The sequence below is a fragment of the Cohnella sp. AR92 genome (assembly GCF_003990975.1).
In the GTDB taxonomy this organism is placed as follows: Bacteria; Bacillota; Bacilli; order Paenibacillales; family Paenibacillaceae; genus Cohnella.
The window spans coordinates 107,608-119,532 of sequence record NZ_RZJR01000016.1 but is presented as its reverse complement, the minus strand read 5'-3'; the positions used below and the strand labels follow the sequence as shown (position 1 = coordinate 119,532).

The 11,925-nt window shown below is 54.8% G+C and carries 14 protein-coding genes and 1 rRNA gene; 2 read left to right on the top strand and 13 right to left on the bottom strand.

Annotated features, from left to right (window positions below; genetic code table 11):
- The 3 genes from ELR57_RS23665 to ELR57_RS23655 form a co-directional block, all read right to left on the bottom strand.
- Positions 1-499 (bottom strand): 16S ribosomal RNA (locus ELR57_RS23665); the annotation flags it as partial.
- Between the two features lie 440 nt (positions 500-939).
- A complete protein-coding gene (locus ELR57_RS23660; protein WP_126961660.1) occupies positions 940-1,161 on the bottom strand; it encodes a hypothetical protein in 222 nt (73 codons plus the stop codon).
- Positions 1,162-1,296: 135 nt separating this feature from the next.
- Entirely contained in the window at positions 1,297-1,908 is a 612-nt protein-coding gene (locus ELR57_RS23655) for a stage II sporulation protein M (protein ID WP_126961631.1), read from the bottom strand.
- A 131-nt stretch (positions 1,909-2,039) separates the two neighbouring features.
- Here ELR57_RS23655 and pdaB point away from each other — a divergent pair, with 131 nt between their 5' ends.
- Positions 2,040-2,825, top strand: coding sequence for a polysaccharide deacetylase family sporulation protein PdaB (pdaB, locus tag ELR57_RS23650; protein ID WP_126961629.1), 786 nt, complete (start codon positions 2,040-2,042; stop codon positions 2,823-2,825).
- Positions 2,826-2,837: 12 nt separating this feature from the next.
- Here the strand turns inward: pdaB and ELR57_RS23645 are convergent, their stop codons facing one another.
- Positions 2,838-3,461, bottom strand: coding sequence for a KinB-signaling pathway activation protein (locus tag ELR57_RS23645; RefSeq protein ID WP_126961627.1), 624 nt, complete (start codon positions 3,459-3,461; stop codon positions 2,838-2,840).
- Between the two features lie 134 nt (positions 3,462-3,595).
- On the opposite strand from ELR57_RS23645, the gene gerD reads away from it, so the two are divergent.
- Complete coding sequence (gene gerD, locus ELR57_RS23640) at positions 3,596-4,279, top strand: spore germination lipoprotein GerD (RefSeq protein WP_158630143.1); 684 nt, start codon at positions 3,596-3,598, stop codon at positions 4,277-4,279.
- Positions 4,280-4,370: 91 nt separating this feature from the next.
- Here the strand turns inward: gerD and ELR57_RS23630 are convergent, their stop codons facing one another.
- The 9 genes from ELR57_RS23630 to ELR57_RS23590 all read right to left on the bottom strand — a co-directional run bounded on the left by ELR57_RS23630 (position 4,371) and on the right by ELR57_RS23590 (position 11,878).
- A complete protein-coding gene (locus ELR57_RS23630; RefSeq protein ID WP_126961623.1) occupies positions 4,371-5,528 on the bottom strand; it encodes an Mrp/NBP35 family ATP-binding protein in 1,158 nt (385 codons plus the stop codon).
- A 60-nt stretch (positions 5,529-5,588) separates the two neighbouring features.
- On the bottom strand, positions 5,589-6,404 hold the full coding sequence (gene cwlD / locus ELR57_RS23625) for an N-acetylmuramoyl-L-alanine amidase CwlD (protein ID WP_126961621.1): 816 nt from the start codon (positions 6,402-6,404) through the stop codon (positions 5,589-5,591).
- Between the two features lie 66 nt (positions 6,405-6,470).
- Positions 6,471-7,649 (bottom strand): sulfate adenylyltransferase, encoded by a 1,179-nt coding sequence (sat, locus tag ELR57_RS23620; RefSeq protein WP_126961619.1) that lies wholly within the window; start codon positions 7,647-7,649, stop codon positions 6,471-6,473.
- 25 nt (positions 7,650-7,674) lie between these two features.
- Positions 7,675-8,367, bottom strand: coding sequence for a phosphoadenylyl-sulfate reductase (locus ELR57_RS23615; RefSeq protein WP_126961617.1), 693 nt, complete (start codon positions 8,365-8,367; stop codon positions 7,675-7,677).
- A 190-nt stretch (positions 8,368-8,557) separates the two neighbouring features.
- Positions 8,558-8,950 carry a 30S ribosomal protein S9 gene (rpsI, locus tag ELR57_RS23610; RefSeq protein ID WP_126961615.1) on the bottom strand — a complete coding sequence of 131 codons (393 nt, stop codon included), beginning with the start codon at positions 8,948-8,950 and terminating at the stop codon, positions 8,558-8,560.
- Between the two features lie 20 nt (positions 8,951-8,970).
- Entirely contained in the window at positions 8,971-9,408 is a 438-nt protein-coding gene (gene rplM / locus ELR57_RS23605) for a 50S ribosomal protein L13 (protein ID WP_126961613.1), read from the bottom strand.
- Between the two features lie 235 nt (positions 9,409-9,643).
- Positions 9,644-10,456 carry a tRNA pseudouridine(38-40) synthase TruA gene (gene truA, locus ELR57_RS23600; protein WP_126961611.1) on the bottom strand — a complete coding sequence of 271 codons (813 nt, stop codon included), beginning with the start codon at positions 10,454-10,456 and terminating at the stop codon, positions 9,644-9,646.
- Positions 10,457-10,534: 78 nt separating this feature from the next.
- A complete protein-coding gene (rplQ, locus tag ELR57_RS23595) occupies positions 10,535-10,900 on the bottom strand; it encodes a 50S ribosomal protein L17 (protein ID WP_126961609.1) in 366 nt (121 codons plus the stop codon).
- A gap of 33 nt (positions 10,901-10,933) precedes the next feature.
- Positions 10,934-11,878 (bottom strand): DNA-directed RNA polymerase subunit alpha, encoded by a 945-nt coding sequence (locus tag ELR57_RS23590; RefSeq protein ID WP_126961607.1) that lies wholly within the window; start codon positions 11,876-11,878, stop codon positions 10,934-10,936.
- Between the last annotated feature and the right edge of the window lie 47 nt (positions 11,879-11,925).

Below are 11,925 nucleotides of genomic sequence, written 5' to 3'. Positions count from 1 at the left end.
GTACCGTCATCGGACCAGCACTTAACTGGCCCTTTTTCTTCCCTGGCAACATAGCTTTACGACCCGCAAGCCTTCCTCCCTCCCGCGGCGTTGCTCCATCAGGCTTGCGCCCATTGTGGAAGATTCCCTACTGCTGCCTCCCGTAGGAGTCTGGGCCGTGTCTCAGTCCCAGTGTGGCCGTTCACCCTCTCAGGTCGGCTACGCATCGTCGCCTTGGTAGGCCGTTACCCCACCAACTAGCTAATGCGCCGCAGGCCCATCCATAAGCCACAGCTTGCACCGTGTTTCCCAAGAAAGCGATGCCGCCTTCTTGCGTATCCGGTCTTAGCATTCGTTTCCGAATGTTATCCCGGTCTTATGGGCAGGTTGCCTACGTGTTACTCACCCGTCCGCCGCTAACCTTCTTGAGTAGCAAGCTACTCAAGAAGATCCGCTCGACTTGCATGTATTAGGCACGCCGCCAGCGTTCGTCCTGAGCCAGGATCAAACTCTCCATAAAGGTAAACCTTTTTGAAGAACCTTGAAGGCTCGTTCTGTACTGCTGGTTTGTCTCGCAGAACCGAAGTTCCGCTCGACGATTTATTTCCATTTACGCTCGATGTTCAGTTTTCAAGGAACAAGTTTTTGTTGCTTTTTTGTTTCTCTTTGTCGTTCGCTTTTCAGCGGCGACTTTTATAATATATCACAGCGCGTTAGGCTTTTGCAACAGGTAATTTCTTACTTTATTGCTTCCTTATCGATTCCGCTTGTTCAGCGGCTCGCTTCGCGCTTGCCCTCTCGGAGGGGCGGAAATTAATTTATCATATAGACATGAGCCCAGTCAAGGCTTTCGTTCATTTTTTTCGGGCTTTTTTCGAAGAACGTCGTCAACCTGGGGTTAGATGCACGAAAGAGGCGTTTTCCCCGTGTCTGCTCACACTAGTCTACGCCTCTTATGTTCTAACGTGTCGTCTTCAATCCCAGAGAATAGCGGGACAGCTCTCTCGGCGGCGCTATTCGGGCATACATCCGGAAGATCGTTTTGTATCGCTTCGAGATGGCTTCCTTAACCGGACCGTCCAAGCGGCGGTCGCTCATGTCGAGAAGCATCTCGTCCATCTCTTTGCGAAGCAAGTAGTCGAACTCCTTGCATTCTTTGTCTGTAAACATCATCCCCAGCATGGCCATAATCAGCTGACCTCCCGTCGATTCAGAGCTTAGCTTACCCGGCGCTGACCGCAGGCCTTCGCCGGATGGTTCTACTGTTATGCTCCAAATCTGTCAGCTTTATGATGGGTTCCGCGAACATTTCCCGCTTCAACCCCGAACAAGCCAGTAAGTCAAGGTACTCTCGACGACCGCCGCGCCAACCAGCAGAACGACGATCAGGATCGCCGCCGGGATGGCTCCGCGAATGGCCGTCTTGAACTTCGCCCAAGGTTCCGTTCGGCCGATCAGCGAACCGAATATCCCTCTGATCAGCGTAATGCCTAATTGTACGCCGTATCCGCAGGCTAGAAGAATCGCCGGAATCTCCAGAACCCCGTGAGGCAGGATTCCCTTGGCGATCAAAGGCCAGACGTTGACCCCTTCATCCGCGATCCCCCCGAACAAATACCCCATGATCATGCCGTTCAGCACCAAAGTGACGATCGGCATGATCCCGGCCATCAATCCCATAACCATGGACATTAACGATGCGTAAATATTGTTCCACAGAATCGCGGTAAACATCGCCTGCTGGGGATGGCTTGACGCGTCCGCTTTATCCGCCATCTCCTGAAGCTTTTGAAGCTGGTTGTCCAGCCAACCGACTGGCCCATGGCTAGCGGCCCCGACGACGACGCCGGCGAAGAAAATCATGATCGCAAAAATAAAATACGGCTTCGTATGGCGCCAATACTGCTTCAAAGCTTGCTTGCTGAACACTCTTGCTTTTCCCCCATTCCTCGCGAATATCTCCCCTATGGTCAAGCATACATTGTATTGACCAAGCCCGGAACCTGTCCATCCATGCTTGCCTTATCGATATGAAATTAAGAAAGGGGCGGATTACACCCATGAATCACTTCTTCGTATTCAATGGCAAACGCATCAAAAGATTTTCCCTTCTGCTCTTGGCGGCCGTCTTCTCGGCGGGCGTCATATGGGCGGAGAAGGACAATATCAGCGTCTTCTCTCCCCACCCGCCGGCAGCGATCTACAGCGTCCCGACGGACCGCAAGGTTATCGCCCTCACCTTCGATATCAGCTGGGGGGACAAGCGTGCCGAGCCTATCTTGGACATCCTCAAGAGCAAAGGCGTGACGAACGCCACCTTCTTCCTGTCTTCTCCATGGAGCAAAACTCATCCGGAGATCGTCAAGAAGATCGTCGACGGAGGTTACGAGATCGGAAGCCACGGACACAAGCACGATAACTACAGCCAATACAGCGACGATGAGATCCGCAAGCAGATTACCGCCGCTCATGGCATTCTATCCGAGATGACGGGTCAAACTCCCAATCTGATCCGCCTGCCCAACGGAGACTTCGACAAGCGGGTTCTTAGAATCGCGGAAGAGCTGAATTATAAGGTCATTCAATGGGATACGGATTCGCTCGATTGGAAAAACCCCGGCGTGGACACGATCGTGCAGAGGGTCATGGATAAGGCCCATCCCGGAGACATCATTCTTCTTCATGCCAGCGATTCCTGCAAGGAGACTCATCTGGCGCTGCCGACGATTATCGACCGATTGCGCGCTCAAGGGTACGAGTTCGTCACCGTCTCCCAACTGATCAGCCAGACGGACAGCAAAGGCAAGACGGTCGAAGATCCGAAGGTGTGGAACCAATACGCTTGACCCGGCGAACGATTATCTAGCCTCCGCTGCGATCGCGGGGGCTTCTCTCTTGTTCTTGGAGCTGTTCAGGATGCGGTGCAGCCTAAGGATATGGTAGCTGTTGCACACGAACAACGGGACCATGGTGAAGATTAGCGAGGTGGCCTTGCCCGATTGGAAGCCAGGCTGAGCTTCGATCGTCGTTACGGCTATCATATAGAACAGGGTCGGAACCCAGGCCCCTGTCGTCGTCTCATAGGTTTTGCGCCAGGCAACCAATGCGGAGGCGGCGGCGAGGACAAGCGGTACCGCCCAGAAAATATCGGCCTGGAAGTCGCTGTCGTAGGTCCAGTAAGCGATCTCAATTAGAACGAAGACGGCGATAAACCCTTGGAGAGCGACCCATAGGTACGGCCGTTTGAAGATGCTTCTAGCAATGTAGTTCAACATCATGTAGGCGAAAAACCCCATATGGGCGAATGCCCCCAAGCTGAGTCCAGCCAGGAACATCATGAGAACGTTAAACAACCAATCCTCGGTCTTGACTACGCGGAACGACGAATCTCCCAGAAGCATGATCAAGCCCGTTACGAGCGAGACGGCCCCTCCCAGAAGTATCGATGTCCCGAACAGGGTCATCCATTTGCGCAGATTCAACTCGAATTCCTCCTCTGTCAGATAACACTTATTTTACCACGTTCCTTGCAAAAAGCCATTTAGCCCCCGTTATATTCGTCCTTGATGCGTCGCATACTATGGTCCAAGAAGCCCCATGAAGGGAGTAGGTCGGTATGCGTTATCGCGCGCCTTTGGTCATCGCATTGATCGGGGTCACGGTAAGCCTAAGCGGCTGCGGAGCCGAAAGCAGCGGCGGCGGCGGCGGCGAGCAAATGAGCTACAAAGACGTCAAATCGATGGTGGTCGATATTCTCGGTTCTTCCGAAGGCCAGGAAGCGTTGCAGAAAGCTTCCGTCGCCAAATACGGATCTAGCGGCCTTCATATGCAATCGTTGACTCCTCAAGATCAGGAAGAGGTACGGACGGCCGTGAAGGACATCCTTACCTCGCCGGAGTACGATAAGGTCTTGCAAGGCATCATGACCGATACGAAGTTCGCCGGAGAATTCGCCAAGGCGGTCAGCAAGAACAACAAGGACCTTCAGAAGGAGCTCCTCAAGGATCCTTCTTATCAGAAGGAGCTCGTTAACGTCCTTAAGGGCAAAGACATGCAAGCCGTCATGTTCGAAGCGATGAAGACGACCGAATACCGCACGCAGATGATGAGCGCCGTTCAGGAGGCCGTTCAGAATCCGATTTTCAAGCTTGAACTGATGAAAATATTGCAGGATGTCGTCAAAGAACAGCTAAGTCCTTCCACGAGCAAATCCAAGGAAGGCGGCGGCGGTGGCGGGCAAGGAGAAGGAGATAGCGGCGGCGGCGGCGGTGGCGGTGGCGGCGACAGCGGCGGAGGATAAGACCGCACCCGAATGAACGGCAAAAGAGGCTGAAGGCAAGCGCTATGCTTGCTCTCAGCCTCTTTGTTAATCCTGCTAACGGTTGCCTTCATTAAGCTTCGCAACGGCGAATGATTTGCTCGGCGAGCTGCAGGTATTCCCGACCGGTCTGCGTCTCCGCCTTGTAGACGGACGGCGAGAAGTCAGGCTCGGACGGATGGTTATCCGGCGCCCCCAGCGCGAATTGGGCGAGCAGATCGGTATGCAGAGTATCCGCCAGCATGCCGCCGCCTCCCCTGCCGAAGACGTAATCGCGCTTGCCGCAAGAGCTGCACTCGTAATAGGACATATTCTCGACGACTCCGAGGATCTCATGGTTGGTCTTGATGGCCATGGAGCCCGCGCGCGCCGCTACGAACGCGGCCGTCGCATGAGGCGTCGTCACGATGATTTCCTTGCTATGCGGAATGATCTGGTGGACATCCAAGGCCACGTCGCCCGTGCCCGGGGGCAAGTCCAGCAGAACGAAGTCCAGCTCGCCCCAGTCGATCTCGGCGAAGAAGTTGCGAATCATCCGGCCCAGCATCGGACCGCGCCAGACGACCGGGCTGTTGTCTTCGACGAAGAAGCCCATCGAGATGACCTTGACTCCGAAGCGTTCGATCGGCCGGATCTTGTTGCCGACCTGCTCCGGCCGCTCTTCGATTCCCATCATATCCGGGATGCTGAACCCATAGATATCGCAATCCATGATACCGACCCGCTTGCCGCTTCTCGCCAACGCCACGGCAAGGTTCACCGTGACGGTCGACTTGCCGACGCCGCCCTTGCCGCTGGCGACGGCGATGAATTGCACCTTGCTGTTCGGATCGAGCAACGGGCTGGATTCCAACCCGGTACCGTGCCCCTTGACCGGGGCCGCTCCCTTATCGCCGCCAGCCGGCGCAGCGCTCTTGGCAGCCGAAGCCGGCTCCGGAGCGGCTTGTCCGCCGGCAGCCGATCGGGCTGCGGCTTCGGACTGCTCATGTTCGGTCATGACGCGAACGCGGAACTTTGCCACTTCCGCGCCGGCCGGCTTCAATGCCGCACGGATCTCGAACTCCAGCTTGGCCGATTGGCTTACGCTATCGGGGTGAAGCACCGCGGTAAGCGATACCTTCTCTTCCTTCACGACGATGTCTCTGATCAGGTTAAGTTGAACCAGAGATACGCGAAGCGTGGGCTCGTCAATCGACTTCAATGTATCCAATATCGAATCTCTCGTAATCATCTATAGCGCCTCGCTTCATCTGCTCAATTGATCCTATTATAACATATTCGATTCCTCATCTTAAGGCTTTGCTCCGCTTCCCTCTCCGGAGCTGTAGCGAAGGATTCCCCGGTAAAGGGCGGCCGCTACCTTCTTCTGATAATCTTCATCCGCCAACAGGCGCGCCTCTTGGGGGTGCGAGAGAAAACCGATCTCGATGAGCGCCGTCGGCATGGTCAGCGTTCTGAGCAGATAAACTTTGTCGTTCTTGATGGCCGTTCGGTTCGTATTGCCAAGGGTCTCCCGGATCTCGCTCTGGATCACGGTCGCCAGGCGAATGCTTTCCTGTCGGCCCGAAAAATAGAACGACTGGGCTCCGGACCAATTGGGAGAAGGCACGCTGTTCATGTGAATGCTTAATGCGAGGTCTGCCTTGCGACTCTGGATGAGCTCCACCCTCGACAATAGGTCTTGCGTCTTGCGCTTGGAATAGCCTTTGACGTCTTTGCCCGCCAGATCATAGTCGCCCTCTCGGGTCAGAATGACCAACGCTCCCGCTTGCTGGAGATAATCGCGCAGATAGTGGACGATCGCCATGTTGATATCCTTCTCGATGATACCGGATTGGCTCTCCGCTCCCCCGTCCGGGCCTCCATGCCCGGCATCCAGGGCAATCACCTTGCCGGAAAGCGGAGTGGTCCAGAACGTCCATGTCTTGGCGGTGGGTATCTCCGAATAAAGGACCGTAACGGCAATAACGAGCAGAGCGGCCGCGGCGGAGAGCCTCAACCAGCCGCGTCTCGTTATCCAGAAGACGAATCTCGGCCATCCTAATCGGCGCTTATCCCCGCTCTTCGGTTGATTCGGTTGATTGGGTTGATTCGATTGATTAGACATAACAAAACCACCTCGTCCCAGCGATGTAACGCTACATCTTATGGGACGAGGCAGTATATTATACCTTTAGATAGAATAAGACTTACTCGCCTCGGACATTCCTTCGATCAGGATCTCGGCGACTTCCGGGCGAGTGAATTCCGGCGGCGGGCAGACGCCTTCGCGCAGCAATGCGCGGACCTTCGTACCGGACAGCGTCAGGTGATCCTCCTTGCCATGCGGGCAAGTTTTGCGGGATGCCATGCTGCCGCACTTCGCGCAGAAGAAGCTATGCTCGAAGAACAAAGGCGTAATCCCCAGCTCCTCCGGAGCGAACGCACGGAGCAGATCCTGCGCTTCGTACGTTCCGTAATAATCGCCGACTCCGGCATGGTCGCGCCCGACGATGAAGTGCGTGCAGCCGTAGTTCTTGCGTACGATCGCGTGGAAGATGCCTTCGCGCGGACCTGCATAGCGCATGGCGGCGGGGAATACGCCCAGGAACACATGATCCTTCGGGTAATAATGGTCCAGGAGCGCTTCATAGCTCTTCATCCGCACGTTCGCCGGAACGTCATCCGACTTCGTCTCGCCGACGAGAGGATTCAGGAACAGCGCATCGACAATCTCCATTGCCGACTTCTGAATGTATTCATGGGCGCGGTGCACCGGATTGCGCGTCTGGAAGCCGACGACCGTTCGCCACCCCTTCTCCGCGAAGAAGCGCCGCGTCTCCGCCGGGTCGAAGTAATATTCCTTGAACTTCTCGGGCTTCGGGCGATTCAGGACGAGCACGGACCCTCCGAGATAGTAGTCGGGACGATCGAACAGCTTCGCGACTCCCGGATGCTCCCGGGCATCCGTCTTGAACACCTGCAAGGCTTCGTGCTTCTTGTCGACCTTGTAGATGCTCTCGACGTCGATTATGCCATAGATAAGGCCATCGCTCTCGCCGATCAGCGCAGCGCGTTCACCGAGCGACAACCGCGCCGCTAGGCCGCTCGTGATCGCCAGCGTTATCGGAATGCTCCACACGGTGCCGTTCGCTAGTCTCATCGAGTTCACGACGGACCTGTAATCCTCTTCTCTCATAAAGCCGGTGAGGGGACTATAAGCGCCGACGCCGATCAGATCGAGATCGGAGATCGTCCACGCGCTTACGGGAATGGATACCAGCTTCTCCGCTTCGGCAAGCAGAGCTTCACGTTCTTGTCCTTCGACGACACGGTTGATCAAAGTACCGCCATGAGGCAGAACAGCTGTCATTCGTCCGCTCCTCTTCTCAAAAGACTTATTTGTGCAAGCCGCACTCCGTCTTCTCGGTACCGGACCATCTTCCCGCTCGAGGATCTTCGCCAGGCATGACGGGGCGAGTGCAATGCTCACAGCCTATGCTCGGATAATTCAGATCGTGCAGCGGATTATAAATGATATCGTTGGCGCGGATGTAGTTCCATACGTCTTCGGAAGTCCAAGCGGCCAGCGGATTAAACTTCACCAGTCCGAACTTCGTATCGTATTCGATCTTCTTCGCATTGGCGCGTGTATAGGCTTGGTCGCGGCGAATTCCGGTGATCCATGCTTCATATTGGCCAAGAACGCGAGTGAGCGGCTCAACCTTGCGAATATTGCAGCAGCCGTTCTGATCGCTCTTCCAGAGCTCTTCGCCGTGCTCCGCCGCTTGCTCTTCCGGAGTCAACTTCGGCTTCACTTGGATGAACTCGAGACCGTATTTCGCGGCCATGCGATCCCGGGTCTCGTACGTTTCCTTGAAGTGAAAATCCGTGTCCAAATAGAAAATATCCGTAGTCGGGCTGATCTTCTGGAGCATATCGACAAGAACGACGTCTTCGGCGCCGAAGCTGCAGGCGAACGTAATGGATGGGAATGTCTCGACCGCGAAACGAATCACCTCTTCAGGCGAAGAGTTCTCCAGCTCTTCCGCTTGGACGCGGATCAGAGCTTCTTTCTCGAACAGGTTCATCCGAATACCCCCTGTAGACAAGTAAGCTTACTAATTTACCCTGAATTATACGTGATCTAATATGATTATACAATGAAATAAAGGCCACTTTTTTTCGTTTTGGCATAAAGTTTTTTAATCATCGTGCGTCGATAATGCAAAAAAGCCTTCTCGCTGCCAATGGCAGACGAGAAGGCTCTGAGGGTAACGATTAGCGCTTCGAGAATTGCGGAGCGCGACGGGCTGCTTTGAGACCGTACTTCTTACGTTCCTTCATGCGCGGATCGCGAGTCAGGAATCCAGCTCTCTTCAGAGAGGAGCGAAGTTCCGGATCTGCCTTCAGCAGAGCGCGGGAGATGCCGTGGCGGATAGCGCCGGCTTGACCGGACATGCCGCCGCCGTTAGCAAGAACGATAATGTCGTATTTGCCAGCTGTTTCCGTCAGAACCAGCGGTTGCTTAACGATCAGCTTCAACGTTTCCAGACCGAAGTATTCGTCGATAGAACGCTTGTTAATGGTGATTTGGCCTTCACCCGGTACGAGACGTACGCGCGCAACCGAATGCTTGCGGCGGCCTGTTCCAATATAATTCGCTTGAGCCATTGGTAGGTCCTCCCTTTCGATTAACCGCGAAGTTCGTAAACTTCAGGTTGTTGGGCTTGGTGCGGATGTTCCGAACCAGCGTATACTTTAAGCTTCGTTTGCAGTTGGTGACCGAGCTTGTTCTTAGGGAGCATGCCGAATACGGCGAGCTCGATAATGCGAGCAGGCTTCTTGGCGATCATCTCGCCAGCCGTCGTTGTCTTAAGGCCGCCCGGATAGTGCGAGTGAGTGTAGTACTTCTTCTGTTGGAGCTTCTTGCCCGTAAGGACAATCTTCTCAGCGTTGATGATGACAACGAAGTCACCCGTATCAACATGAGGAGTAAATTCTGGTTTATGCTTGCCGCGGATCAGAGCAGCTGCTTCGGTTGCCAGACGGCCGAGGGTCTTGCCTGCAGCGTCGATGACATGCCATTTGCGCTCGACTTCGTTCGGCTTCGCGATATAAGTGGTACGCATAGGAGGTCCTCCTTCTGAATTAGCTATGTTACGTTGTATGTCTCAAGACATCATCATTCATCATTGTTTGGTAGAAAGAATGTATGACGGCCAATAGTCTAGAATCGATCGAATCTTCGGGAAACGATGATTTATTGGACGTTCCATTCTGAACGGTGGTCTTCATTGGGGGCCGTGGGTAGCCATGAAGAACACACAATGACTATTGTACATCATAATACCCACTTTCGCAAGATCAATATTTGCGATTCATGGCTTCCTGCCAATCGAGTTCCCACTCGGATCCGTATTCGACGCTCATGAGCGTCAAGCCGTACGGAACCGCCGTAGGACCGGCTTTGGCGCGGTTCTTCGCCGCCAGTATGATTCCGATGTCCTCCGGCTTGCGCTTGCCCTCGCCAACCTGCATTAAAGTGCCGGCGATGATTCTTACCATGTTATAAAGAAATCCGTTGCCGGATACGATAAGGCTCGCTTTGCCTCTGCCTTGCTCGAGCGATCCGTCTCCCCCCGGCTCCACCACGAGCTTAGCCTCGTACAGAGTGCGAACGTGATGGGGCTTCGTCGAGAGCGGCGATGTGAACGACGAGAAGTCGTGCTCTCCAAGCAGATAAGCGAGTCCTTCCTGCATGGCTTCGAAGCGAAGCGGAGCCGGATGATGGAACACATACTTCCGGTCGAAGACATCCGGGAAGCGGCAGCTCGTTATCGCATACTTGTAGGTCTTGCGAATAGCCGATCTGCGGGAATGGAACGACAACGGAACCTCGATGGCCGCGCGGACGACAATGTCGTCCGGAAGCCTCGTGTTCAGCGCTAGCGCCCAACGCTGGGCCGGGATCTTCGATTCCGTATGGAAGTGCACCACTTGTCCCAGCGCATGAACGCCGGCGTCCGTGCGTCCGGACCCGTGGATCTTGATGGTCTCCCCCGTCAACGCCCTTATGGCTTCCTCCAGGCAATCCTGAACGGTGTTGCCTCCAGGCTGGCTCTGATAGCCATAATAGGAGGTGCCGTCATAGCTGACGAGCAGGGCGATATTCCGCATCCTTTCACCCCCGAAAGACATTGAACAAAAAAAGGATGACCCGAAGACGAATTCGGCCCATCCTTTCTTGTTCCGGTCTTACGCGCGATCTACGAGCTCGAGGTAAACCATCGGCGCGGAGTCGCCGCGACGAGGTCCAAGCTTCAAGATGCGAGTGTATCCGCCCGGACGTTCCGCGTAGCGCGGCGCCAAATCGGAGAACAACTTCTGGATGGCGTCTTGATCGCCGTTCAGGGTTTCCCGACGTACGAATGCTGCTACTTGGCGACGAGCGTGAAGATCACCGCGCTTCGCGAGCGTGATCAGCTTCTCGGCGATCGAGCGAACTTCCTTAGCCTTAGCCTCGGTCGTTTGGATGCGCTCGTACAGGAACAGGTCGGTTACCAGGTCGCGGAAGAGAGCCTTCCGAGCGCTGGAATCGCGACTCAGTTTTTGATATGCCATCGTTTTCCCTCCTTGCTGTTTATTCCATTACGCTTATTCTTCAATACGTAAACCGAGTCCGAGCTCCTCGAGCTTCTCTTGAACTTCTTCCAAGGACTTGCGGCCCAGGTTGCGGACCTTCATCATGTCCTCTTCGGACTTCGTGATCAGCTCTTGCACGGTATTGATACCGGCGCGCTTGAGGCAGTTGTAGGAACGGACGGAGAGATCGAGCTCTTCGATGGTCATCTCGAGCACCTTCTCCTTCTTGTCCTCTTCCTTCTCCTTCATCGTCTCGGTGTCCTTGGCTTCGTCCGTTAGTCCGACGAACAACGACAAGTGATCCGTGAGGATCTTCGCGCCCAGACTGACCGCTTCTTCCGGTCGAATACTTCCGTCGGTCCACACTTCGAGCGTTAGCTTGTCATAGTTGGTAACTTGGCCGACGCGGGTGTTTTCGACTTTATAGTTGACGCGGGTAATAGGCGTGTAGATCGAGTCGACCGGAATGACTCCAATCGGCTGATCTTCCTTCTTGTTGCGATCCGCCGGGACATAACCACGTCCCTGTCTGGCAAAAATGCGCATGTGAAGGCGCGCACCGGAAGCCAGGGTTGCGATGTGCAGATCCGGATTGAGGATCTCCACGTCGCTGTCCGCCCGAATGTCGCCGGCCGTAACGATCCCTTCGCCTTCGGCATCAATCTCGAGCACTTTCTCCTCGTCCGAATGAATCTTCAGCGAAAGTCGTTTCAGATTGAGGATAATTTCCGTTACATCCTCAATGACACCGGGAATGGTGGAGAATTCATGAAGAACACCGTCAATCTGAACCGATATGACGGCCGCGCCCGGAAGGGACGACAGCAGAATACGGCGGAGGGAGTTCCCCAGCGTCATGCCGTATCCACGCTCCAGCGGCTCCACGACAAAACGACCGTACTTCTTATCTTCTTGAATCTCAACGGACTCGATTTTCGGCTTCTCGATCACAATCACAACCATAACCCTCCTTCAAAACGTCGCTTGCTGCGCTGACGTTGCCG

Bases quoted from the DNA above. Each gene is read 5' to 3' on its own strand.
- ELR57_RS23660 (WP_126961660.1), bottom strand. From the start codon at position 1,161: ATGCTGGGGATGATGTTTACAGACAAAGAATGCAAGGAGTTCGACTAC.
- pdaB (WP_126961629.1), top strand. From the start codon at position 2,040: ATGAATCACTTCTTCGTATTCAATGGCAAACGCATCAAAAGATTTTCC.
- gerD (WP_158630143.1), top strand. From the start codon at position 3,596: ATGCGTTATCGCGCGCCTTTGGTCATCGCATTGATCGGGGTCACGGTA.
- ELR57_RS23630 (WP_126961623.1), bottom strand. From the start codon at position 5,528: ATGATTACGAGAGATTCGATATTGGATACATTGAAGTCGATTGACGAG.
- cwlD (WP_126961621.1), bottom strand. From the start codon at position 6,404: ATGTCTAATCAATCGAATCAACCCAATCAACCGAATCAACCGAAGAGC.
- sat (WP_126961619.1), bottom strand. From the start codon at position 7,649: ATGACAGCTGTTCTGCCTCATGGCGGTACTTTGATCAACCGTGTCGTC.
- ELR57_RS23615 (WP_126961617.1), bottom strand. From the start codon at position 8,367: ATGAACCTGTTCGAGAAAGAAGCTCTGATCCGCGTCCAAGCGGAAGAG.
- rpsI (WP_126961615.1), bottom strand. From the start codon at position 8,950: ATGGCTCAAGCGAATTATATTGGAACAGGCCGCCGCAAGCATTCGGTT.
- rplM (WP_126961613.1), bottom strand. From the start codon at position 9,408: ATGCGTACCACTTATATCGCGAAGCCGAACGAAGTCGAGCGCAAATGG.
- truA (WP_126961611.1), bottom strand. From the start codon at position 10,456: ATGCGGAATATCGCCCTGCTCGTCAGCTATGACGGCACCTCCTATTAT.
- rplQ (WP_126961609.1), bottom strand. From the start codon at position 10,900: ATGGCATATCAAAAACTGAGTCGCGATTCCAGCGCTCGGAAGGCTCTC.